The 24254-nt window shown below is 32.3% G+C and carries 22 protein-coding genes; 8 read left to right on the top strand and 14 right to left on the bottom strand.

The genetic code is table 11. The features are described from left to right. Positions 1 to 35: 35 nt before the first annotated feature. From I5776_RS21060 to I5776_RS21070, 3 genes are read right to left on the bottom strand one after another with little or no spacing between them, the layout of a single operon-like run. A complete protein-coding gene (locus I5776_RS21060) occupies positions 36 to 1910 on the bottom strand; it encodes a DUF3732 domain-containing protein (RefSeq protein ID WP_202778416.1) in 1875 nt (624 codons plus the stop codon). Further along, positions 1907 to 2371: a three component ABC system middle component gene (locus I5776_RS21065; RefSeq protein WP_202778417.1), complete on the bottom strand. Its 465-nt coding sequence runs from the start codon at positions 2369 to 2371 to the stop codon at positions 1907 to 1909. Before I5776_RS21065 ends, I5776_RS21060 begins: the two co-directional genes overlap by 4 nt. Beyond that, entirely contained in the window at positions 2340 to 3602 is a 1263-nt protein-coding gene (locus tag I5776_RS21070; protein ID WP_202778418.1) for a hypothetical protein, read from the bottom strand. The genes I5776_RS21065 and I5776_RS21070 overlap by 32 nt, the downstream gene beginning before the upstream one ends. A 545-nt stretch (positions 3603 to 4147) precedes the next feature. Between I5776_RS21070 and I5776_RS21075 the strand changes: the two genes are divergently transcribed. Then, positions 4148 to 5794, top strand: a complete 1647-nt coding sequence (locus I5776_RS21075) for a DUF2075 domain-containing protein (protein ID WP_202778419.1) — start codon at positions 4148 to 4150, stop codon at positions 5792 to 5794. Next, positions 5791 to 6093, top strand: coding sequence for a nucleotide pyrophosphohydrolase (locus tag I5776_RS21080; RefSeq protein ID WP_202778420.1), 303 nt, complete (start codon positions 5791 to 5793; stop codon positions 6091 to 6093). The genes I5776_RS21075 and I5776_RS21080 overlap by 4 nt, the downstream gene beginning before the upstream one ends. 64 nt (positions 6094 to 6157) lie before the next feature. Here the strand turns inward: I5776_RS21080 and I5776_RS21085 are convergent, their stop codons facing one another. The 7 genes from I5776_RS21085 to I5776_RS21710 all read right to left on the bottom strand — a co-directional run bounded on the left by I5776_RS21085 (position 6158) and on the right by I5776_RS21710 (position 12411). Next, positions 6158 to 7648 carry a recombinase family protein gene (locus I5776_RS21085; RefSeq protein ID WP_202778421.1) on the bottom strand — a complete coding sequence of 497 codons (1491 nt, stop codon included), beginning with the start codon at positions 7646 to 7648 and terminating at the stop codon, positions 6158 to 6160. After that, entirely contained in the window at positions 7648 to 7842 is a 195-nt protein-coding gene (locus tag I5776_RS21090; protein WP_202778422.1) for a hypothetical protein, read from the bottom strand. Before I5776_RS21090 ends, I5776_RS21085 begins: the two co-directional genes overlap by 1 nt. Before the next feature lie 776 nt (positions 7843 to 8618). Next, a complete protein-coding gene (locus I5776_RS21095; RefSeq protein WP_202778423.1) occupies positions 8619 to 10133 on the bottom strand; it encodes a recombinase family protein in 1515 nt (504 codons plus the stop codon). A gap of 5 nt (positions 10134 to 10138) precedes the next feature. Then, on the bottom strand, positions 10139 to 11518 hold the full coding sequence (locus I5776_RS21100; RefSeq protein WP_202778424.1) for a recombinase family protein: 1380 nt from the start codon (positions 11516 to 11518) through the stop codon (positions 10139 to 10141). 83 nt (positions 11519 to 11601) lie between these two features. Next, on the bottom strand, positions 11602 to 12045 hold the full coding sequence (locus I5776_RS21105) for a recombinase family protein (protein WP_202778425.1): 444 nt from the start codon (positions 12043 to 12045) through the stop codon (positions 11602 to 11604). Continuing rightward, positions 12035 to 12220: a hypothetical protein gene (locus I5776_RS21110; protein WP_202778426.1), complete on the bottom strand. Its 186-nt coding sequence runs from the start codon at positions 12218 to 12220 to the stop codon at positions 12035 to 12037. Before I5776_RS21110 ends, I5776_RS21105 begins: the two co-directional genes overlap by 11 nt. 56 nt (positions 12221 to 12276) lie before the next feature. Next, positions 12277 to 12411: a hypothetical protein gene (locus I5776_RS21710; RefSeq protein ID WP_281397281.1), complete on the bottom strand. Its 135-nt coding sequence runs from the start codon at positions 12409 to 12411 to the stop codon at positions 12277 to 12279. Between the two features lie 942 nt (positions 12412 to 13353). Between I5776_RS21710 and I5776_RS21115 the strand changes: the two genes are divergently transcribed. Next, positions 13354 to 15072 (top strand): ATP-dependent nuclease, encoded by a 1719-nt coding sequence (locus tag I5776_RS21115; protein ID WP_202778427.1) that lies wholly within the window; start codon positions 13354 to 13356, stop codon positions 15070 to 15072. After that, positions 15065 to 16825: a UvrD-helicase domain-containing protein gene (locus tag I5776_RS21120; RefSeq protein WP_202778428.1), complete on the top strand. Its 1761-nt coding sequence runs from the start codon at positions 15065 to 15067 to the stop codon at positions 16823 to 16825. The genes I5776_RS21115 and I5776_RS21120 overlap by 8 nt, the downstream gene beginning before the upstream one ends. 649 nt (positions 16826 to 17474) lie before the next feature. On the opposite strand, the gene I5776_RS21125 is transcribed toward I5776_RS21120, so the two are convergent. Further along, the gene (locus I5776_RS21125) at positions 17475 to 17684 is read right to left on the bottom strand and encodes a hypothetical protein (RefSeq protein ID WP_202778429.1); all 210 of its coding nucleotides are present in this window, start codon (positions 17682 to 17684) and stop codon (positions 17475 to 17477) included. 606 nt (positions 17685 to 18290) lie between these two features. Between I5776_RS21125 and I5776_RS21130 the strand changes: the two genes are divergently transcribed. Both I5776_RS21130 and I5776_RS21330 read left to right on the top strand, forming a co-directional pair. Continuing rightward, on the top strand, positions 18291 to 18701 hold the full coding sequence (locus I5776_RS21130) for a hypothetical protein (RefSeq protein WP_202778430.1): 411 nt from the start codon (positions 18291 to 18293) through the stop codon (positions 18699 to 18701). Positions 18702 to 18831: 130 nt separating this feature from the next. After that, positions 18832 to 19101 carry a hypothetical protein gene (locus I5776_RS21330; protein ID WP_213085688.1) on the top strand — a complete coding sequence of 90 codons (270 nt, stop codon included), beginning with the start codon at positions 18832 to 18834 and terminating at the stop codon, positions 19099 to 19101. Between the two features lie 249 nt (positions 19102 to 19350). Here I5776_RS21330 and I5776_RS21135 read toward each other — a convergent pair whose 3' ends face one another. Together I5776_RS21135 and I5776_RS21140 are read right to left on the bottom strand one after the other, a co-directional pair. Then, on the bottom strand, positions 19351 to 19797 hold the full coding sequence (locus tag I5776_RS21135) for a GIY-YIG nuclease family protein (RefSeq protein WP_202778431.1): 447 nt from the start codon (positions 19795 to 19797) through the stop codon (positions 19351 to 19353). Then, the gene (locus tag I5776_RS21140) at positions 19798 to 20616 is read right to left on the bottom strand and encodes a hypothetical protein (RefSeq protein ID WP_202778432.1); all 819 of its coding nucleotides are present in this window, start codon (positions 20614 to 20616) and stop codon (positions 19798 to 19800) included. 123 nt (positions 20617 to 20739) lie between these two features. Here I5776_RS21140 and I5776_RS21145 point away from each other — a divergent pair, with 123 nt between their 5' ends. Next, a complete protein-coding gene (locus I5776_RS21145; protein WP_202778433.1) occupies positions 20740 to 21750 on the top strand; it encodes a ParB/RepB/Spo0J family partition protein in 1011 nt (336 codons plus the stop codon). Between the two features lie 443 nt (positions 21751 to 22193). Then, the gene (locus tag I5776_RS21150) at positions 22194 to 23780 is read left to right on the top strand and encodes a recombinase family protein (protein ID WP_246483862.1); all 1587 of its coding nucleotides are present in this window, start codon (positions 22194 to 22196) and stop codon (positions 23778 to 23780) included. Here I5776_RS21150 and rlmH read toward each other — a convergent pair. Next, the gene (gene rlmH / locus I5776_RS21155; protein ID WP_202778434.1) at positions 23715 to 24194 is read right to left on the bottom strand and encodes a 23S rRNA (pseudouridine(1915)-N(3))-methyltransferase RlmH; all 480 of its coding nucleotides are present in this window, start codon (positions 24192 to 24194) and stop codon (positions 23715 to 23717) included. The two genes, I5776_RS21150 and rlmH, sit on opposite strands and share 66 nt — an antisense overlap. Positions 24195 to 24254: the final 60 nt, after the last annotated feature.

The raw sequence follows: 24254 nt of genomic DNA on the forward strand, positions 1-24254 counted from the left end.
TATAATGCTAGCATACTGGATGATTTTCATACCTTTTATAAAAGTTCGTCTGGAATAAGAGCATTACCATCCCTAAATTCTTGATCGACTAAGATAACATTATTTAAATTGGCAGACTTCCATATTGACTCTGGAATGTGTTCAAATACTATCATCTGAAACGTTTGGCCATATACTTCATTAATATGAGTTATAAAGTTGTTAAGGACGGTAAAAGCAATCGTTATTTTGGTTCTATCATCTTGTGGTATCTGTGACCATTTTTTTGTGTTTTTCTTGTTTCCTTCCTCACCGTAATATGGTCTACTAGGCTGATCCAAGATTAGAAGACTTGGAACATAAGGAGCACCTTGTTTTATTATCAACTCATGTATTCCAAGCATAAAACAAAGATGCATAAACATATGATTTGAACTACTTCCTACAACAGAAGGGACAAGTGCAGTAGGTTTTTTCAACTGTAAAACCTTGGTTTTATAATCAAATACAGATTGATAATCCTTGTAGATTCCAAGTGCATTAGAAGATTTGTCTAGATATCTTTGAACAAGTTCTTCTAGCAACCTGATAACTAAACTTCTATCAATAATTTCTGTCTCAAGTTTTGATTTAAGTTGTTCAAGTTCATCTTTCTTTTTTTCTAGATCCTCTTCATTGAAAATCTCTTGATCTCCATGTTTAAATAACCTTAATTTAGATTTTATTTCCCCAATGAATACGAATTTTTCAATTTCTGTGTTAAAAGATTTTTTATTTTGCGGAACTTTATCTATATCTTTTTGAATTTCATCAAGTTGCTTTGTTAGTTTTTTAAGATCATCATCTAAATTTATGTCAAATGGCCTTTTGTTACTTATATCCTTTTTAATCTTATTCATTTCAGTTTCAAGAAAATCAAGCAATTCAGTAAGAATAGGATGTTGTATAAGATGTCCGTAATTTTCTCTTAGATGATCTACTGGTTTGAGACTTTCAAATGTCTCCGACTGAAGTTTTTTGAATCCACTATACTCATTTTTAAATTTATTATAACTTCTAATTTTATGCTTGATTTCATTCTTCTTTTTTTGTAATCTTTCAAGCTCCTTCATATTTTCGGATGTATTTAAAAATTGAACATTTTCAACTACATGCTGTAAGTTACCTATATCCTCATTTAAGCTATTTGTTTCAAGTGAAATTAAATCGTATTCTTTTGCCTGTTTAACTATTGATCTTAGCTCACTATCAAATACACTATTTTCTTTTAAGATAGCATTTTTTCGTCGCTCCAATTTCAAAATGTCTTTTTCTAATGTATTAATCTTGTCCTTTATTATTATGTTATTAACGGTATCAATTCCAATAGCTAGGTCAAATATTCTATGAAGGGCTTCTTTGTATTTTTCATCATTTTGTTTATCGAAAAAAACTTCACTATGGTCAATAGTATCTCCAGATTGTGTATTGAATAAAAAGAAATATCGTAGCGATATTTTACTTCCAGCCTTTAATTTTTTCCCACTGTATGGAATAGTTACATTGCTATCAATCGAAAACTCCCTTTCAATTACAGCTTTTAATTCATCTTCGGTAATGTTTGGAGTAGGCTCATTTGGAACATCACCGATTGGGGAGAAATAGTATGATGAACTTACTTTTCGATTTTCACTTAACGCCCCTCTAGCAATTACATATTGCTTATCGTTTATCTCAAATTTAAGACCGTACCAATTGATATTCTCATTAATTTTTTCATCAGGTATTTTTGTTTTACTGGCAAAGAAACAATAATCTACAATATCAATAATTACGGACTTGCCTGTACCACTTTCACCTGTAATTACATTTATTTTGTTCTCAAAAAAGGGGATTGAACGTATCTTTTTATTTTTGAGCCACAAATTTATTTCATTAATTACGAATCTCATAATTTCACCTTCAATTGTAGGTATAGGTTCTTATCATTGTCATTAAGAATTTCTGATAATTTTTTCCCAGCTATTGAAATATTGAACGCTCTTAGTCCATACGCCTCTTTGTTTATTGCAAGTTTTTTTTCTGGGTTAATAGAAATTTCAGAATTCTCTATTCTTATAAGTTCTATCTCTTTAAGTAATATTATTGAATTCACTGACAAAGTCAGAAGTGAATAGTAACGGTCGTTATAATTTGAAAAGAAATCGGGCTTTTTAATTATAAATTCCTCAAGACTACGCAAGGTAGTGTTGTTGTTTTTCAAGAAATCGAGTGTGCCTTGATGCGAAATAAAAGGGAATATAAGCATTGATTTAGCGACGCTTATGGTTTGTAAATGAAAAAGTACTGAATAAATAGCTATTGCACCAATCATTTCATTATTATATAGATTTTTTGGGGTCATCATGCTCATACTTTTCCTCCCAGTCAATTCGCCACCCAATTAAGGGCTCATTGGACAACAAATAAAATTGACCATTACTCAATTCAGTATCAAGCGCTGTCTCATCAAAGACAAGTTCATTTTTTCTAACAGCGTCTAAGCATTTCAGAGCAGCTAATACGATATCCTTTTCTGAGGGCGCTGTTCCAAACATTTTTAAATCCACATTAATTTCCCGATGAACTTCGTCATGACAATTTCTCCACCTTGCGATACAGTCATTGTTGAATTCATCGATTTGTTCCTGCACTATAAGTCCTCTATTAAGCCATTCCTTCAAATGGTTATTGATCTGTAACATAGAACTTGCAAGCCTAAGCATTTCCGAAGTTGCAGTCTTATCTAATGCTAAAATGTCAATAAGTTGTTTAATAAATACTTGTTGTTCTATAGGCTTATCAAAGTGAATGGGGTTTTTATTTATGGGTAACTTTTCATTTCTACCTTTATCAAAGTATAAATGATAATCATGGTAAAACTCTTCAAAGCTAATTACATTTTTAACTTTCGATTTAGTATTGATGTAGTTACGTTGTCTTAAATTACTGTCCACAGCATTAAATACATCCTCAATTTTTGATTCTTTTACCTGTTTCCCTTTGATTCTGCTTTTTATTTTTAAAATCAAATCGTCTTGATCTAGTTCAAATTCAAGTTTAGTAAGAAACTTAGTAAGCCACTTTTGTGTTTGTTTTTTAAGCGATTCAACATACTTCTTAATATCCTCATCAGCGGTGGTTGATTGTAAATCCTCTAAGTATCCCTTTACTTCCAAAATATTAATTGACTTCTGTTTAAAGCATTTAATTTTTTGAAGGAATTTGTTACTCTCATTACTAGCCTTGTTTGAAACGAGTATGAAAGAAGTTTGCTCTATAAAAGCAAGTTGCTCATCACTTTTTGACCTCCCACCTAACGGATCATTTATTATATTGACCCAATTAGAAAGTGTTTTCCACAAGTCACTGTCCCGTTCAGTTAGATTAACAGCTTTTCCTGAAGCATTAGTTTGTATTGAATGTTTCAATTGCAGTAAGACTTGCGAACCATCATTCAAATCGATATGTACATCGTCTTTAACTTCAATACCTATTTTCTGGCCTTCTTCCAGACCTAGTAATAGATAAAGAAAATAATAATATTGATAATCAAAGCCTATTGATTTATCTTCTGCATTTGTTTTATCCTGAAAACTTTTCAATAATACCACCTCTATCAATGCCTTTTTGATAAGATTCGACAAATTCCTTTAATTTCCTTTCTATTTTAAAACATAAAAGCTGAAAACTTCTTGGCAGACTTGTGCGTACAAAAGAATTTGAAGTAAGTATCATGCAGCTTTGAAGAGGGTAAGCCTTGATTCAAAATGAGTACTCTGACCATTCGGCATTGGGGGGTATCTTCAGAAGCCCGTATTTGCATTTTCTGGCTATTTCTTAAATTACTATCAAAGTTTTCTCCAGACTCATCTGGATTTTCTACAAATATCGCTTTAAACCTATTTATATTTGTAAGAGTCCAAATAGGCTCTCCCAAGGGGACGGGTCTAGCGGTTCATTTTTATGATAAAAACTATTTAGACCGTACCCTAGTTAATCCATTTGTGTTCTTTTTTTACGACTTTTAAACTAACAAGTTGTACTACTTTCATAATATACTAGATACTCCTATAAATCCATAAATTGTTAATTATCAGACGTGATTTATGATACTATTATCTTAAAAAGAGATAATGGGGCTACAAACATGTGTGAATTAGTATATGAAAAGAGAGATTTTACACGGGATTCTGATTATACCGTTAAGACAGTTCATCTAAATAATTATCCTATCGTCTATATTCTATATAATGAGAAAAACAGGCCATCAGCTTATATTGGTCAAACCGTTCATGCTACAAGAAGGTTAAAGAATCATATAGAGGATAATCGGAGAAAAGATTTAAATCGCACTATCCTAATTGGACATGAGAAGTTTAATCAATCAGCAACGTATAATATTGAGTCAAATTTGATTAACTATTTCATTGCTGATAATCACTATCAACTACAAAATGTTAGCCAGACTAGCTCAAGGGAAATGCACAATTATTATGAGAAATCATTCTATAATGAAGATCTTTTTCAAGCAATTTGGGAGAAGCTTCGTGAGGAGAAAATTGTGAGTGATACCCTGGAAAACCTTCGGAACAAAGATATTTATAAACTATCACCTTATAAAGAATTATCACCTCTGCAGCTGGATATTAAAAATAAAATTCTTGATTTCTGTAAGGAACATATCAAATTAGAAGGCAACCATGTGATTACAGTTGAAGGAGATGCTGGGACGGGTAAAAGTGTCCTATTAAGCTCTTTGTTTAACACTCTTCAGGATTTATCAAAGGATAGTAGCTCTCTTCTGCATGGAACCGACAATTACTTGCTTGTGAATAATGGCGAGATGCTGAAGACGTATAAAAATATTGCCAACAGCTTGCCGAATATAAAGAAAAAGAATCTCATGAAGCCAACACCGTTTATTAATGAGAAAACGAAGTCAGAAGCTTTAGCAGATATTGTTCTCATAGACGAAGCACATCTTCTATTAACAAAGGAAGATAGCTATAACAATTTTAACTATAAAAATCAGTTGGATGAAATTATTAAACGTAGCAAGATTACCATCGTCATCTTTGACCCAAAGCAAGTATTAAAGATTAAAAGCTACTGGAACGAACGCTTACTTGAGGAAATTACAAATCACTATTCAGCCAAAAATGTCAAACTTACAGACCAAATGCGGATGAATGCTAACCCTGAAACAATGAAGTGGATTAATCGTTTTATTGCCAAAGAGGTTCTTCCATTACCAGCAGAAACAGGATCTTCCTTTGAACTAAAAATATTTAAAGATGCTGAATCGTTTAAAAGTGCTTTAGAATGTAAGAATAATGAAGTAGGTCTATCACGTATTGTTTCAACCTTTGATTACTTACATAAAAAAGATAAGAAAACTTACATTGTCGATGAAGATGGAATAAATATGCCTTGGAATAACACCATGAATAATGTGGCATGGGCTGAGAATCCTGAATCCATTAGAGAAGTAGGTTCCATCTATACTGTTCAAGGCTTTGATCTTAACTATGTCGGTGTAGTTCTTGGCCCTTCGGTTAGCTATAATGAAGATGAAGACCAATTAGTTATCGATACATCTAAATATAAAGATACAGGGGCATTCGCTTCACGCTCTGACTTATCACCAGAGAAGAACCAAGAAATTAAGGAAGAAATCATCCTCAATTCCATCAACGTTTTAATGAAGAGAGGCATTCACGGCCTATACATTTATGCTACAGACCCTATTTTAAGAAGACATCTATTAGAGTTAGAAAGGAGAAGAAAGGCTTGAGCGATATTCAATACTTAATCAATAAAATTAACAGATTCCGAGATGAGCGTAACTGGAGACAATACCATAATCCCAAAGACCTTGCTATCTCTATTTCTATTGAAGCAGCCGAACTACTAGAAGACTTTCAATGGATTAGTAGCGAGGAAGCACTTAAAACAAAGAAAGAAAACATCCGTGAAGAAATCGCGGATGTCTTAATCTACTCATTGATGTTGTGTTCTGACCTTAGGTTGGATGTTAAAGAGATTGTAGAAGAGAAGATCTTGAAGAATGGAAGGAAGTATCCTATTGGTTGAGTATTGGGTACTTCCTCTTTCGCATTGGGACTTCTATTATTAGAAAACGGTACCAACCGTTTCATTACTTTATGTTATTAAGATTTTCAAAATCAAAATGATATATAACATCTTTTATGCGTCGATCCTTTGTTTTTTTTCCTTGAGTTACATGAACTTCTTTAATTACAGAATGAAAAAATATCTTCTTTTCGTCATCAGAGATTGTATGGTAAAAGTCTTCAAAGTTCTTAATAGAAAATTCTATAATGTCCATTATTGACTCATTTTGTTTTAGCTCAATTTGCTTAGTAATGTCAGCAAGCGCAGATTTTATTTTGTTTATTTCATCTTGTTTTACAGCTAAATGGGATTTTATCATATCGGCATCTAGATTAAGAGATGGGTCACTAGAGTGTTCCATTATTTTTAACATCTCTCTTTCTAACTTTTCTATCTGCTTTTTTAGATTACTAGCTTCCTTTTCTAAAGGATTTAATTCATAGTCCAATATTGACTGTGTAACAGAGTAAATAGCGGATGGTGAAACTTTTTCCTTGAAATGTTGTAAGAAATCCTTAAGTACAAATTCTTCAGCATACTCCTTTTTAATAAGATTGGAAGAACACACACTACTACCACTGTTTTTATTTTTATTGCACTGATAATACTTATATTTCGGACCACTGTTGCCTTGAACCATTGGTCCCAAGCATTGTGGACATTTAAGTATTCCACTCAATGGGAAAGATCCTGGATGTACCTTTCGGGGTGTGAAACTTCTTACTTGCATAACCTTCCTTGTTTCATCCCACAAAGACTTTTCAATGATTGGAGTATGTTGCCCTTTTGTATATTCCCCTCGCCATTTGCTATTCCCTATATACCGCTGGTTCTCAAGTACCGTTTTAACTGCATTAACTGTCCATTCTTTTCCATTTTTAGTCTTAATTCCTTGAACATTAAGGTTTGCAGCAATCTTTTTATATCCCCACTTTTCTAAGGAGTACTTATCAAAAATATATTTAACAACTTTCGCTTCCTCAGGAAGTATTGATAATTTCTTATTTATAACTTCATATCCATAATTCTTCCCGCCAAGAAAGTCTCCATTTTCAGCTCTTTTTTCCATTCCCGAATTCGTTCGAAACGTGATAAATTCCCTTTCTAATTCGGCGACTAAAGCTAAAACATGAACAAGGATCTTAGCTGTAGAATCCTCTGTATTAATGCTATCGGCTATTGATATAATATGTTTGTCAATTTGGTTTAGTTTCTTCATTAAATACAATGTATCTAACGAATCACGAGAGAGTCTATCTTGCTTATAGACAATGATATAATCTATTTCCTCTTCTTCTTTTAGCACTCTGTTATACATTTCAATAAAACCGTCTCTACCTTTAAATGAACTACCTGACTTTAAATCATCGACATAAATATCAACTAGTTCTATGTTGTTTTTATTACAATAATTGATAATTTCATCCTCTTGTTTTTCCAAAGACGTGTTTCCAAAGTCCTTTTCTGATCGAGGACTTCTTCTTTTATAACCAACAGCTCTTTTTTTCCTCATTAAGTTGTTTCCTCGCTTTTACTTCTAAGATTCATTTCTATTTGATTCGAATATTTAATTATTAAATCTGAAAAGCAGTGTAAAAAATCTAATGCCTTAACCTCCTCCAAATCTACTTCAGTAGTTAAAACTGATTCATAATGTTGTTTGTAATCAAGTTGTATGTTTTTTTTCATTAGTAACACCTCTATCAAAATGGTTATGTTCTTGAATAATGAAATGTACCTCAAGCCCACCTCAATGAATGACTAGATTAATAAGTCGGCTAAATAAAAAAGCACCACTAACAATAGTCGAAAAAAAGAAATTTCCTCAACAGATTGCTAGCGGTACTTCCGCGCAGTTTATAAGCTTTAATACATATTAGGTTTTAAATTTCCTCTTTTTATGATAAATCACTTCAAATTATATGGCGAGCATAAGTACCTTTTAATTATTAAAAAATTTTTTTTAATAAGACTATGAGCTTTTGAAAGAATTTTATAATCATATTTGCTCATAGTTTGACTAGCCTTAACATTTTGGGTTAATAGTAATGGGCATATAAAATATTCCTTACATGCTATCCTAATATATACAATGGCTCTTTGTTTTCTAGGTTTTAATAAAACATTATACAATTAAATTCCTCCTCGATTTTTCATCCCAAAACTGTTTGTTCAAATAAAAAAGCACCGCCAACTCACCTTTGAATAATTCTTCAAAAGTGAGTTAACGGTGCTTCCGTTTTTCAATATTTAATTCTTAATTTCATGATAGCTTGCATAAATACTGGTGTAAAGAAAAAGTACACATTTAATTACAAAATCGGTATCTTGCACATCATTGGTCATTACCATTCGGTAGGCTGCACGACTTGGTATCCCTAATCGTGCAGCCTACCGAATGCATATGCTGAAAACATTGTGATTTCATAGGCTTTCGGTAGGTTTCAATAAATCAGTTGAAAATCATTATTGAAATAGTTCGGTTAGGCATCCATCTTAATATTATTTATTTCGGTAAGCTGACCCACTTTATTTTCTAATTCAATGAATGGGTGAAGTCTAAAATCAATGTCAACCTTCATGGTTTTCATGTTAATGATAACTTTTTCAATAAACGTCAGGGCAATCATTCTTTTTTCGACACCCGTTAATTTATCAAATGAATTCGAAAGAGACAAGTGTAGAGTTAATCGTAAAGCTCTTTTATCTTCAATTAAGTTTGTAATTTGTTTTTGCGTCGCAGAAATAGCTTTTCTTTTATCATTCAGCTTTTCTTTTACCTGAACAATATGCTTATTTATGGAAGATTTCAGTTCAAGACTTGGAATCATTGATTCATTGTATTTAAGCAATTCATACGAAGTATTTAATTTATCCAACTCTTTTTCCAATATTTTTTCCATCTCTTTTAACTTGTTTAGTCCGATTTGTTCCATTTTACTTAGTGATATTGCCCAGTGTTTAGTAAAAACTTGATTAACAGCGGCATGAATTGCACTTAATTCTGCTTTCTGCTTGCAATTAGGGCAAATGTAATTCTGATACTTTCGTTTGGCTTTTGTTTTCTTCGGCCCATCATCTCTAGTTTTTAATTGCACTTTGCAATTCTCACAGTAAGCAATTGAACGAAAAGTATAAGGGGTACTAAATTGACCATGTTTCTTTTCCAACCCTTTTGCTTGTTCCACAAGTTCGTGTAATTCTGGTACAATAACTGGAGTATAAATAGGTTTTTTTTCAAACAGGTCATCTTGATACTTGTTATATTCACCCCAAACATTATCTCCTAGATAAATTGATCGCTTTAGTATTCCTTCAACAGTATTCTTATGCCACAATTGCCCTCCAGGAGCTGGTACTTTTTTATCGAGAGTATCAGCTATACGCTGTATGCTATACCCCCATGAATATAAAAAGTAAATAAACCTTACGATGTCTGCATTCTCATCCTCAACAAATGTTTCATACTGATTTTCTGAACTAGGAATTTTCTTTAAGCCAAATGGAGTTCGACTTCCAGGACGCTTATCTTGATTTACTAAGACCTTTTGATTATCAATTGTTCTCTGAGATTTAGTAACAGATTCATATGATGCATTTAGCAATTTAAACTGAATATCAATAGTGAACGGATCCCACTCTTGACTAGATGATGTAGAATAAAATTTGATATTAGGTTTATGTTGAATTAATGGCTTGTATATCTCATTAACAAATGTAACAATAGATCTATCAATTCGAGTTTCATCATAGAAAAATACAGCTGATGCTTTATCATTTAATACTAAATGATATAATTGTTGCATCCCCTTTCTTTTACTTGCAGGGTTTCTAAATGCGCTAACTGCATCATCAATTATAAAACCAACAATGACGTATCCCATATGTTTTGCATGTATTTCAATAATTTCTTTTTGAAACTCAATTGAGTGATTCCCTTTTTGTTTAAGACTAGAACGACGGCAATAGCCTAAAGCATATTTAACTTTTTCGACCATTCCACTCACCCCGCATTTGAGTTATAAAAGTCTGAATAATATAATTCAAAATTTACATATCCCTCGTGTACAAAAGCATCTTTAATGAAAGATTTAATTACAATTTCGCGATATTCATTAAAAGGTAACGCTTCTAACTTACGAATTACGATGTTTACAAACTGATTCACTTCAGAAATTAACTTTTCAATTTTAACCTCGTTTTCAACAAGCTTACGGTATTCATCTTGTAGGGCAAACAAGGTATGTTCCATTTCGTAAACTAAACTTTTCTCTTTTGCAAAATTCAACCCAGTTAACATTTTCATTTGAACTTGTTCAAACTTTCTTTGGATTCCTTCTTTTTTGTTAACTATGGTTGATTGTAATTTTTTTAATGTAGCTAACGTTTTTTCCTCTATTTGATTAAGGTCCGTGTTCTTAATTATATCAGTCATAACCTCGTCAATTAGTGAATCTAATAACTCTCGGTGAATAGATACTTTTTTATGTTTTTTACATTTTAATATATCAGTTTTCAAATAACTATTAGTTACCAATGGTTCTTTACATTTATGGCACCTCGGAACAATCGGTGGCATTTTATCATCTTTCAATGTACCAAGATTTAAGTTTGGAGCTAATTCTTTCAACTTTTCCTGAATCTCTTTAAATTGGTCCAGTGTAATAATTGCTGGTACATGACTTAGGCGTTCATAGTTACCATTAACTTCTACATAGCCAGCATAAAATGGTCTAATCAAAATATTAAAAACATCAGTCTCTTTTCGCTTAATAATGCTTTTATATCTCAACAAGAGCTCAATTAAGTCTTTTGAATTTTTAACAGAAAGGCAATCCTTATATAATTGTTTAATAATTGCTTTATACTCAGGATTGACAGTGTACGTTTTACTATTACTGTTTCTTTCTACTATATAACCAAAGATACTATGAGGTGCTTTTTGAAAAGCGTCTCCTGTTCGATTTGCAATGTTCATACCTTCTATTTGGCTCAACATTCCAAACACACCTTCCGAAAACATGCCACTTTCTAAATCATGATTAAAAGGAAGATGTCCTGTTGCGGTAAAAATCACATTAACCTTATAGGTATAGATTAACAGGATAATCTCCAAATATTCGTAAAAATCCCTTGCCAGTCGATCACGTTGGTAAACAATTAATGTATCAACTTGTTCATTTCGAATCAATTCAAGCAGCTCTTGCATCTTAGGGCGCTCTTCTAATTTTTTCTTAGTTGCTGAAACACCATCGTCACTTAAATAAATAATCTCATCCGGATGATAGTCCTTAATGAAAGGCTTTGCCGCTTCAAGTTGCATATCCAAATTTTGTTGGTCGGAACTAACCCTTGCATATACGACTTTTAATTTCGATAACAAATACCAAAACCTCCTGAAATTGTAGTTATCCAAATATGCAGAAGACATTTAGTTCAATAAACATATCCTCTGCATTATGGTTCTTAAGGCTGTTTTGCTTTCCTAATAGCTTTCATACGATTGGAAATGAGACTTCCCTCACTTTCATGAAGTAATAGATACATAAATTCCTTTAATGTACCAAATTCTTGATCAGGCTCGAAGGGTTGCTCATTTCCGGTAAAAATCACATTAACCTTATGAGTGTAAATTAGATCCGTGATTTCTAAATATTCATAAAAGCTTCGTGCTAAACGATCCCGTTTATATACAATTAATGTATCAACTTGATCGTTTTTAACTAACTCAAGTAAATTTTGAAGACCTTTTCGTTGAGATGAACTAGGAGTTGCATAATCAGTTATCTTCATAATGTTTTCTTCTTGAATCCCCTTTAAATGGGGGTTCGCAGCTTCTAATTGTAGATCAATATTTTGCTTTGTTGAGGCAGATCTAGCATAAACAATAGTCTTTTTGTTATCTTTCATATTTTCCTCCGAATGATGATTTTGTTGAATAACTTATTACCTTTGCTTCAATTGATGGGTCTAAATCAAGCTCTTTTAATAGGATGCGCTCCACTAATCGATCAAGCCAAAGTCTGGATTCCTCCGGCATCTCTTCACTAAATGATACTTTGCCAATAGAAAATTCTTTTTCCATTGAAATCCCTCCCGTCTAATAACCTTTTATTAAAAGATTGACAGGAGAGAGCTTTTTTATACTCTTTTTCTAGTTTCTATAGTTAAAGGTAAATCTAGTTGAATATGACCCTCTGAATCAGCTATTCCAGGGATACGCTTAATAACCACTCTTGTTTGCATTCCAGGAATTTTTTCATTAAAGTTTTTCATTTTCCCTCTCCTTCTTATTTGACGTAAGATAATGCTTTTTAAAAAGTAATAAAACCTCTTTAGATACCTTCTGCTTTTTGAGTAATGCATCAAACCACGTTGGTATTTTTTGCTCTGCAGTCAGTGAAGTGCCCCCCTTTCCTGTAACGAAAAACAAAAAAAGCACCGTTCAACAAGCCTACATTTCTATAGACATATCGAACGGTGCTTCCGTATCGTTTTTATTTTGTTTTTTATTATTTTGAATTGCAAACCTTAAAATCAACTTACTAGTAGTAAGTAAATCATATAAGGACAATAATTGCAATATTTTTTTATTTTATTTCATTTAATCTTTTATTCAACAATGCAAACCCTTATGAAAAAAATGATTTTCCAGTGGAGAAAGTTAATTTTCATCGTTAATATCTTCCTTACAAATTTCACTTACCAAATGCCATAACGTGTTGTTTTCTTTATCCTTGGGTTGTAGCCTATGACAGAGTTCTTCAACTTTCTTCTTAAACTCTTCGACACACCACCATCATCATTATCCACCATGCCGCATCTCCTTTCAATAAAACGACTTACTCCAAATGAACATTCGAAAGGCGATTCTTTATTTTCTTTTTATGTTGCATAGTATTTTTGTACTACGCAGCAATTGACTTTGTTTTTTTTCGTTCTTACCCTCCGAAGAAATTTCCTTTTGTATGCTGTATAACCAGGTTGAGCTACTTCAACAACATCAATTGGTTTAAAATCATTGGTAAATATTTGTTTTCAATCGAAAGGAAATCTTGAGCTTAACTTATGAGTTGCGCATTTAGCTAACTTACTTTATCACTATAAAAAGGCAGAATTTGTAGAAATTAGTCGTAATATTCTTTAATATATATATAGTGGCTTAAATCTAAAAAGTTACAAAAAGAGTCTTATACTACTGAGCTAGGAGGAGATTTAGTGCAAGTTAGCAAAATTTGTAACATAGATAACTATAGAAATTTGTCAAAGATGAAAGTTGATTTTAATAAAAATATTAATTTTATAGTAGGAAAGAATAACACAGGAAAATCCAACCTACTTGAGCTTCTAAATATATTAATCAATACAGGGAAATTCTATGAAAGTGATTTTCATGATGTAAGAGCCCCAATAGAGGTTACGTTTCAAGTAAAGTATACTGATGATGAAGTTGGATATTTTGAGGATAATTTTGATGTGGATGATAAGCTTCAAATTACCGTAGTGGCAAAACAAAATTCTGTTGATGATAGAATTGAATATTACCATAAAGATTCAGCAGCATTCATTAGCCCAAAAAAGATTAAGGGGTTAAATTTTATATATTATTCTTCACTCAGAATTCCGAGTAAAGAATTAAACTTTAATAGAAACCTAGGGACAGGTAAAGTCTTGAGTTATCTCATGAAGGAGAGCTTGAAACAAGAATCCATTGAAGAAGTTGATTTACTAGACACTAGTAAAATAAATAAAGTTATTAAGGTTCTAAATGGTCAAATAAAAAAACTTAATGGATTAACTAATGAAAAGATAGAAGCTTACATTAATAGTGATAATGAGAATCTAGTAAATAGAATTGTTGAAATTGGCGATGATTTCAAGAGAAATCTTAATGATCTTGGAGACGGAATAAGATATGGTTTTAATATTTTCTTACACATCTTAGAGCTATTGGTTCATTTAAAAACTACTACTAAGGAAGAAAATTATGAGAAACTTATGATTTCTATGCCAAATGACAAGAAGTATTTACCGCTAATTCTCGGCTTAGATGAACCTGAAATTCATCAACATCCATATAGACAGAGAGCATTAATAAAAAGTGTACAAAAAATAATTAATAATGCAAACCATGAATTTGCGGAACTACTCAAAGAATTATTTGGAATTGATGGATTTCTGGGACAGGTTTTTGTTGTCACACATTCTCCAAATATATTATTGAATGAATATAAAGAAATAATAAGGCTTCATAGTCAGGAAGGCGTAGTAAAAGCAACTAGTGGTATTAACATAAACTTTGATCCGAAGATTCATAAACATTTGATCCGTAGTTTCGCCTATATAAAAGAAGCTATGTTTAGTGAATCTGTAATCCTAGTTGAAGGTGATACTGAATTTGGCGCTGTTCCCGTTTTTGCAAGTAGAATGGGACATGATATAGACGAAGATGGTATAGGAGTTATTAAACTGGATGGTGCAGATAGTGTAAAACGTTGTTTACAACTTTACAGGGCTTTTGAAATTCCAGTTAGCGCTATAATAGACAAGGATAAAGAAGCTTCCTATATGGGTGAAAGAGACGTATTTTTCACAACTGAAATAGATTTTGAAGAAGAAGTCTACTCTCTTTACTCTTTAAAAGAATACATGAAATACCTAATAGAAGTTGATAAAGTAAGAAGCCTTATAAGGATCTTCAAGCAGGAAGTAGACCAATTTAATGTAGCAGAGTTTTTAAAGAATCCCACAGAATATGAAATAGAAGGGACAATAGCTGAGAAAATAATGACAAAAATTAAAGATGAACAGCTTCAATTTTTGAAGAATAATAAAACGGCAATTAATGGTGCATTGCTATCTACTTATGTTAACGAGGTTCCTAGTTGTTTTAAGTCAGTAATTGAGAATGCATTAAGGGGAAAATTAAATGAATAAGGAAGAACTTAGAGCTAAATTTACAGAAATTCACGGTAACGATCAGGAACAACTTGACTTTATTCTCTCTGAAGAAAACAGAATAATTGTTACTGCACCAGCAGGATGTGGGAAAACCAAAGCGATGATTAGTAAAATAGCACATGAAATTATTACTAATGATTATTTAAATAATAAAAGAATACTTGCTTTAACATTTAGTGTAAATGCTGCAGCTAAAATTCGCGAAGATATAAAAGAGACCTTGCCGATTTTACTAGGTAAAGCTAATTATGAAGTCGATGATAAACTGGACGTTTCTAATTATCATGGTTTTGCAAATAGAATTCTTAGGAAACATGGATATATACTCCATGATAATTTTAAAAATATAAATGATTTCATAAGGATTTCTGATAATAGTGGAGAACTTAGAAAAGTTCTTGTATCACAAGAAATAAGAGTTCTCGAAAATTATGATGAAAGTTTAAAAAAACTTGATTTTAAAGAAGCAGACAGACTGCAAGGATCTTATATAGATATCGTCTTAACTAAATTGGTTCCTCGAAATATAATCACATACAATGGAATATTGTTATTAGCTATGCAAATACTTGATAAGAAAGCCATTAGAGATTTTTACAAATTATATTATCAAATGGTAATTGTTGATGAATTTCAAGATACAAATTACTTAGCCCTGCAGTTTCTAATGCGTATAGTAGAAGCTAATAAAGTTATTCTAATGGGGGATGACATTCAGAAGATTTATGGATTCTTGGGAGCTGTACCAAACATTTTTAAAAAGATGGAAAACGAATATAATATGCTTCCTATGGAATTTAGAACTAACTATAGATTTAAAGATAATAAAAATATGAAGCAGTTAGACAGCTATATACGTGGCATCTTTAGAAATTATAATAACATTATTTCCTATTCTAAAACTGCTAATATAAATTTCAAGTTATTCAACTCGGATAATGGGGAAGCAAGATTCATTTATAAAGACCTATTAAAATATACAACAGCAGATAAAAATGTAGCAATCCTTTTTAGAGCAAAATATTTAGCAAGCGACCTAATTAATATACTTGAGAAGAATAAAATCATGTATTTTAACGGACTATTTGAGGATAGTGACCCTGAATATATTAAATTCCATAAAGAAGCTCTTGAAATCTTCATTAATGAAAGCGGAGTAAGAAAATCTATTAGTAGAACGGTTATTACGAGTGTAAAAGGAAAACTAAACGCCAAAAAACAAACAATCACCAATAATGAAACTATGTTTAACTCTTTAATGAGATTACTAGATGCTCTACTTGATACGACAAAAGCCAAAAATATTTCTACAGAAGAAAAATATGAAGCAATAATATTTACTCTGAGTAATAATAGTCTTAAAAGACTTATGAATGAGATAAATGAACAAGTAACTTTAACTACAATTCATTCTTCAAAAGGCTTGGAGTGGGATTATGTATATCTACCCAACATGACATCTTATAGCTTCCCTACAAGCAAATCACTTTGTAAGTTATGTAGCAAAAACAACGGACGAAGCTTATATGAAAAACACTGTAAATTTGATTTTGTACCTGGGTTAGAAGAACCTTTCTATGAAGAATTAAGTGTTCTGTATGTGGCGTTAACTAGAGGAAAACAAGATGTCTTCCTTACAGCTAGTAGAGGACCAAATCAATTTGGTTATAATAAAAAAGTGAATTGTTTTTTAACACTCCCGAAATTAAAGATAATAAATAACTTTTAAAAATGTTTCGTATTTTCTTTTTCTTACGTCCAATGTGTAGCCCTTGATTACAGCCACAAGAATGTACCACCACTTCCATATTTTGTAACAATAGTTTGCACCAGATTTACCGCTTACTGTCAAAGCATTTACCAGAAGAAGCTTTAGAGAAAATAAATTAAAAGCCTAATTCCCTTATTTTGACCGTGGAATTAGGCTTTTGGCTTTTGGCTTTTGGCTTTTGGCTTTTGGCTTTTGGCTTTTGGCTTTTGGCTTTTGGCTTTTGGCTTTTGGCTTTTGGCTTTTGGCTTTTGGCTTTTGACTTTCCGCAATCTCTCCAGATTGTGGACTATTATCTTTTATTGCATAGTATCGTTGTACTGCGCAGCAAATGACAGTGTTTTAGTTGTTCTACTTATACATAAGCAACACTATACTTCCCTTTAATAATGTATTCGGCAATGAAGAGTTGCTTCCATTCGTATGAGAGACCATAATTTGGTCTTGCATATTGGGGAGTTACTATTATTTCCCTTGAATCTCTTCCATTGTTTTATGATGTGGTTGTATTTTCTCCACACTTCAAAATTGTTATTTTTTTTATATGATATGCTTTTTAAAAAATATTAAAGAAGGGTATAAAACCTTCTTTTATTCAGAATCCTCTAAGTTATAATATACTTTCCAAATATTCACATCTATCAAGTGCTTGCATTTCTGTTTTAAATCCATTTTCAATTATTTCATCACGATAACATATACACCATTTATTTGAATTATCTACCCATACAACTTTAATCCAATCCCATTTAGAATAACCTTCCTTGTGTTTCATATTATAAAAAATTTCATCCCATTCATGAATATCTAATCTTTTCATAATTAAATTCACCTTCCAATTTTTAATTTTATTTAAAATAAATATCAATAAATTCTTAGTTTTATCCTCCTTCTATCTTGTGGCTTTTTCTTTCCATTACCAATTTTGACGGTGAATTTCTCGAAGTTGTTCATTTGTATAAGGAAAATTTTTAAACTAATAGGTATATATTCGTTAAATATAGGTCAAAAACCTCCATAAAAAAGTAAGTCATCTGCCACTAACCGCTTCGTTAGTGCCTTAATTCACAAACATCAATATTTATTCGTAAATATTCATCAGTAATTCATAACTATTATCAAACATTACACCAGCACTCAGAAGAGTTTGTTTCAGTACATTCCTTTGCAAAAGCACCAAAGATATTTATTGCGCAGTATTTAGTCAAATGGACAAATAGACGACCACTTCAAGAAGTGATCGTTTATTGTAATTTTTCAACAGGATCGTTGTACTGTTCAGCAAAAATCTTTGTTTTATTAGTCGTTTTAATTAAGAAAGTTTCACTCTTGGTAACTAAATGTTAATTCTTTGTAATTCAATGTCATCATTTTTAACATTCATTCATAGTATGTATAGAAAAAACATTGGGAGGAGGAAATGCAGATGAGTAATGATTCAAAACGACAAGTACGTGCAGATGCTGGTTATGTTACAAGACCACAGGCTACTGAGTTAATTGCAAAGAAAAAAGGACTAACAGATCAAAATCAAGAATTTCATCAAATTTACCGTCAAATAGGAAGAGATATAAAGAGTGGTACATTAAGTTACGAAGAATTAGGTGGAGGAAGGATTGTCCAAATACAACATGAAAAATTAGTGGAATATGCAAAAAAATATTATGATGTAGACCTTAATGATAATAACTCTTCTTCTAATATGACCATCAATGCTAGTGATATACGAACACTACAGTTAATTAAGAATGTTGTTGAGTTGTACAATGAAAATATTATTACTGACAAAAATGCTGCTTTTGATTCAATCTTGAAAATCTTATTACAACATGAATAAAGGGGGTTTTTAAATGAAGGTTTAGATATTAAATAAAAATAACCAACTTACAAATATTAAAAACACACCAACAATGAAGCCTCATTATAACAATCTACGTATTTTAAAAACATCTCCATTAACTCAACCAATGACAAAAGAAATAGAAAACAATCATTTAATGTTCTTTTACCAAAACATATCTTACAATAACGATGCATATTTGAACTCTGGGGAAGTTGCTAGTACTGTTTGTAAATCTCTATGTCTCAATGCCAGTTATCACGGTATGGTGGGATCTCTTTTATTAGACCTATTGCAAAGAACAAATCCTATTACTGTTGGATTATCAAATGCAACTGAGATCATTGGAAGCAAAGGATTAGGCGAAAGATGCTTTCATTACTTTCCTAAAAAATAATGTAAAAAGTGAAAACAGGGACCTTATGCAGGTCCCTTTCATTTTTTTATAAATTTTCAATATCCTGTAAAAGAAAAGTTGTTTATTCCGCAGTATTTAGTCTACTACGAAATACAAAAATTAGGTTATATACAATCATTGCCAAACTTAAAAAAACGTAATCCTTATCAAAAGAAAGCGCCTGCTTGTTGAATATTTGATAATCAATCAATAATTAGATTAACTAAATGACTCCCAATGTATTTCTTTTTAATATCCTTTTATGGAATCTTCAATCTCTCTTGGATAGTCTTCTCTTTGAATCCACCTTAATTCTTTTTCCGATATATCAAACCATTCCCCTTTACACCTTTTCTCACTAAAATGTTGGTGGAATAGATTTTCTGTTTTAAACGGGTTTTCACTCCTTATGAGGTGAACGATTTCATGATTATGAGCCGAACCTGTGCTAAGCTCCTTTTTACGCTGTTCGGGATCATCTGCTTTTCCTATTTTTATACGTTGCATACCTGACTCTCTTATAAAATAAACATAACTAGTATTTAATCCTTTTGAATTATACCGTTGACTAAAAGGAGCTAAATGGTGCCATTCCTGTATTTCAGATCTAGCGGTTTCCCCTTTAACAACTGCAGTATAGGCCTTATAAATTAAAAAGGTGATTAAAGCAACACTTACTAAGACTAATAAATCCAATTATCCCTCCTCCTTTAAAAGAATCTGTGGGGAGTAAACCCTATATAAAGGATAGAAACCACTTCTCTTTTTAAACGTTACCATGAGTCGATGTTTCTCTAGTGTACGCTTTGGACACCTTTTTTGTTTATGTTCCTTTCGTTCTACAACAGAGGATATAATGGGCTGATGGTTATCATATGATCCACTTATTCCATTAATAAATACCCTTTCACAAGGCAACACCGAAAACAAATCATTTATTATCTTGTTTAAGCAACTATACACATAATATTGGTATAAATCATATCGTTTTGTTTTCGGCATCTCGTGGTAACAAATTTTCCCCCTTTTGGTCGTTTTTTCAATCTTGCTTGGAATCATCTTTTCTAGTGTATGAAGAAAAACATCACACTCCACTGTTCCGGAATCAAAAACATGTAAACTATATGCTTGTGCAACATCACGATTCTTATGAAAAGATGCATATTTCTTAACCGCCTCTCTCCATGATTCTTGGTTACCATCCAGTATACTTTTCGCAAAGGGGTAATTTTTTTTCCAATTTTGATAAAGTATGCTATCTCTTTCTCTTGCTTTGTTTCTATGAAATCTTAAATAACAATTTATGATTAAGTTTATTCCTAATATTTTAGAAAGAATATTAGAATCAAATTGCTTCTCCTTCTGAATCCAAGTTTGCTCATTTGGTCCAACCGAATCCCTTGGAAATGGCTCCCTAATTTCCCTTTCCCAGTTAATAGGCAGACACTCATCAAAATGAAATGCTTTTAATTTATCCAGAATTGCTTGCTGTCTACTTGTTATTTTATATGTCATGATATTCACCCAGAATAGTATTTGCTGAAAACAAAGATTATATGTAATTTTTTTCAATTAATCTGTAATAAGACGACCACTGATATCCATAAAGTAAAGTATCACCTAGAACGGGGGTAATATATGGACATCCTAGAGGTTCATTTAGATCAAATCGTATGGGATTTAGAAAGTAGGGTTCACCTTGACATTACAAGCATGAAGGAAAATATCCAGAAAGTTGGTCTTCTTACCCCACTATACGTAGTTGGACCAGATAAACATAATAAGTATTTTTTAATTGACGGTTCACGAAGGTATGCTGCACTAAAAGCGTTAGCCCTTTATAACCAAAAGTTTAAGAACGTAAAAGTGATTCGTTATAACGAAAATATCGGTACAAAACTAGAAAGAGAAATTTTACGATTTCACCTTCATAATACCTCCAAGAAAATTATAGGTGCTGAGGTACAGACAGCCATAGAAAACATCCAAGAAACGGGACAGTATTCCGATGAAAAAGTAATTGAGGTAGTTCAACCAAAACCGTCTCATATTAAACGAATGAAAAGAAGTCAAAAAATTGATAAAAATTTACGTGATGAAGTCTCAGAAAACAGAGCGAGTCAGCATGCCTTAGAGGTAATCTATAACATGGCAATTTCCACTAAACAATTTTCAAAACTTTATCACCTATTACTCAATCGCAAACTTACAGGAACCGATGCTGATGCATTGAAGAAGCTTGACAGTCATCCTCTTTTTTCGGATTTAACAGATGAACAAAAGTCCAACGTCATAAATAAAACTTTAGAACAAGCAAGATTTACAAATAAAGAAGCAATGCTTATTATTTTATCTGAAATAATGAAGGATACTCCAAATGATTATTCAGAAAGTGCATTGGATTGGATTAACTATTTAGCGCGTTCGCTCGACGAGATTGCTAGTATGATACATTCGGATATTGAACTTCTAGCTAACAATCTACAAAGAGAACAGCTTAGAGCAACACTATCAAAATTAAACAAACTATTATCTTGGACTTGGAATCATGAATCCCAAAAAAATAAATCAAGCAATGAATTGAACAAATCTTATCCAAATTTAATCAGTGAGGAAACTCAAACAGGCTATAAATTTCGGTTACATTAATAAAAATAGCTATGGTAGTTTTCCCACTTTGGATATGATAAAGCACTTTAAGTGTACAAAACAGGCATTTGGAGTTGAAACGATAATGCTCAATACCTATTTTCATTGCGTAAGTAGAAAATGCTATCCACGGATCCGTACAAAGGAACATTATCCTTTGTAGAAGAAGAATTTTTTATTTTATCAAGACGCTATGTATTAATACGGCCTACTTCTAACACTGTTGATTGCCATTTTTGATAGTTACAGGCAACAATAACACAAGCTATTCCTTGCATCTCTTACTCTCGGTGGCTTTTCTAACAAGGCAGCCTTTATTGTTGCATATCGATATCTCACAAATAACTCCAAAAGCACACACTCTAAATCCCCTAAATTTGAGCAATGTATTTTTCACCTCCTTTAATACCAATACTGTTATAAAAGTTAAAGGAGCTATCAAAATGAACGAAATAAAAAGTGTGGCCATATATGTTCGAGTCAGCACAGAAGAGCAAGCAACTGAAGGTTATAGCATATCTGCACAATTACAAACCCTACGTCAATATGCGACCTTATACGGTTGGCAAATCTCAGAAGAATATGTCGATGAAGGGATTAGTGGTAAAGATATAAAGGGAAGACCTGCAATGCAAAGATTAATATCGGATGTTGATAAGAATAAATTTCAAGCTGTACTTGTATGGAAAATATCACGCCTTTCACGTAATATGTTAGATACTCTTGTGCTGCTAGATAAATTCGAAGAGTATGATGTAAAGTTTATTTCCTACTCGGAGAATTTTGATACATCAAGTCCGATTGGCAAACTTGTTGTTCAACTGATGGCATCCATTGCAGAAATGGAAAGAAATACACTTTCAGAAAATGTGAAGCTAGGAATGACACAAAGGGCTAAAGAAGGTAACTGGAATGGTGGAGTGGTTTTCGGATATGATTCTATAGAAAAAGAACTTGTTATTAACCCCAAAGAAGCAGCTAATCCTATCTATAATGGTAAAATCCGATGGTTACAAATTGAGAACTGGGATAAAAAGAGAAGGCGTGGCAAAAATCCGAACCCCATTTTAGTTGCTGGGAAACACGAAGCAATTATCTCAGATGAGCTTTGGAATATTGTCAAATCCAGAAGACAAAGTAAGTCTTTTAAACAGCGTCAATCCCATGAACCTTTCCTATTAAGTAGTCTACTTCGTTGTCCTGATTGTGGTCAAGGTATGGTTCCATCAATCACTACCTATACTCGAAAAGATGGTAGCAAACGTAGACACCGTTATTATGTATGTGGAATTTTCCATAATAAAGGATCTGCCGCATGTAAAGCAAATTCAATTAAAGCTTATGATGCAGAGGATGCTGTCATTAACCGCATAATAGAGTTTTTAACCGATTCAGCTCACTTTAGTCAAACGATTGAAAATATAAATAAAGATACAGTTCGATCAAATTTGGCACTGAAGGAGCAGTTAGAGAACATTGAAAAAGAGCTTAAAGAAGCAAATATCATGCAAGAAAAATATATGGAAGCATTTGAGCAAAATCTCTTCCCTGTATCCATATTACAGGAACGGTTACAGAAGTTAGCTAAATCAAAGAATGACTTGGAACAAAAGAAAAATGAACTTAGCGTTCAACTAAGTTCATCAGACTCGAAATTTATACCACCTGACGTGGTTAGGCATTTATTAGAAATGTATGTACAAGTATTTCAACAGTCCTCGAGAGAAAAGAAAAAGCAGCTTTTTCAACTTTTATTAAATAAGATCAACATTAAACAAGCAGATGGTCATTCTCGAACTATGGATAAAATAGAACTTGATTTTGACTTTTCAGAAGTCAATCTGTCCAAGACATTTACACTTATACACATACTTTATCAGAAATCAGATCATTCAAAGGTAAATCCCTCTTCAAATCATGATTTAACAGACAAAATGCCACCTTATCTTCAAATTTTTTTGCCTCTATTTATGATACGGTTCCCCCCTCATAATCCGAAACGCCCGATACACCTGCTCCACCAACACTAACCTCATCAGCTGATGTGGAAACGTCATCTTCGAAAATGAGAGGCTTTCGTTTGCTCGCTTCATAACCTCATCACTCAAACCAAGTGATCCGCCAATGACAAAGGCAATTTTGCTTTTTCCGTATGTGCCTAGTTTGTCGATGCCATCGGCTAGTTCTTCGGATGTTTTCATTTTTCCTTGGATGGCGAGGGCGATGACGTGGGCATCTGGGTGGATTTTTGCGAGGATGCGTTCGCCTTCTTTTTGTTTGACTTGTTCCATTTCTATTTCGCTTAGGATTTCCGGTGCCTTTTCGTCAGGGACTTCGATGATTTCTACTTTTGCGTAGGCTGTTAGTCTTTTTAAGTATTCTTCGATTCCTTGTTTTAAGTATTTTTCCTTGAGTTTTCCGACGGTGATGATTGAGATATTCACAGTTTACCCCCACTATATAAACAAATTACAAACACTATATCCACAATAGTTATCCACATA

The sequence above is a fragment of the Heyndrickxia vini genome, from assembly GCF_016772275.1.
GTDB classification, from domain to species: Bacteria; Bacillota; Bacilli; order Bacillales; family Bacillaceae_C; genus Heyndrickxia; species Heyndrickxia vini.

Coding starts and splice junctions, on each gene's coding strand:
- I5776_RS21060 (WP_202778416.1), bottom strand. CDS start 1,910: ATGAGATTCGTAATTAATGAAATAAATTTGTGGCTCAAAAATAAAAAG.
- I5776_RS21065 (WP_202778417.1), bottom strand. CDS start 2,371: ATGAGCATGATGACCCCAAAAAATCTATATAATAATGAAATGATTGGT.
- I5776_RS21075 (WP_202778419.1), top strand. CDS start 4,148: ATGTGTGAATTAGTATATGAAAAGAGAGATTTTACACGGGATTCTGAT.
- I5776_RS21085 (WP_202778421.1), bottom strand. CDS start 7,648: ATGAGGAAAAAAAGAGCTGTTGGTTATAAAAGAAGAAGTCCTCGATCA.
- I5776_RS21095 (WP_202778423.1), bottom strand. CDS start 10,133: ATGGTCGAAAAAGTTAAATATGCTTTAGGCTATTGCCGTCGTTCTAGT.
- I5776_RS21105 (WP_202778425.1), bottom strand. CDS start 12,045: ATGAAAGATAACAAAAAGACTATTGTTTATGCTAGATCTGCCTCAACA.
- I5776_RS21110 (WP_202778426.1), bottom strand. CDS start 12,220: ATGGAAAAAGAATTTTCTATTGGCAAAGTATCATTTAGTGAAGAGATG.
- I5776_RS21710 (WP_281397281.1), bottom strand. CDS start 12,411: ATGAAAAACTTTAATGAAAAAATTCCTGGAATGCAAACAAGAGTGGTT.
- I5776_RS21120 (WP_202778428.1), top strand. CDS start 15,065: ATGAATAAGGAAGAACTTAGAGCTAAATTTACAGAAATTCACGGTAAC.
- I5776_RS21125 (WP_202778429.1), bottom strand. CDS start 17,684: ATGAAAAGATTAGATATTCATGAATGGGATGAAATTTTTTATAATATG.
- I5776_RS21130 (WP_202778430.1), top strand. CDS start 18,291: ATGAGTAATGATTCAAAACGACAAGTACGTGCAGATGCTGGTTATGTT.
- I5776_RS21330 (WP_213085688.1), top strand. CDS start 18,832: ATGACAAAAGAAATAGAAAACAATCATTTAATGTTCTTTTACCAAAAC.
- I5776_RS21140 (WP_202778432.1), bottom strand. CDS start 20,616: ATGACATATAAAATAACAAGTAGACAGCAAGCAATTCTGGATAAATTA.
- I5776_RS21145 (WP_202778433.1), top strand. CDS start 20,740: ATGGACATCCTAGAGGTTCATTTAGATCAAATCGTATGGGATTTAGAA.
- I5776_RS21150 (WP_246483862.1), top strand. CDS start 22,194: ATGAACGAAATAAAAAGTGTGGCCATATATGTTCGAGTCAGCACAGAA.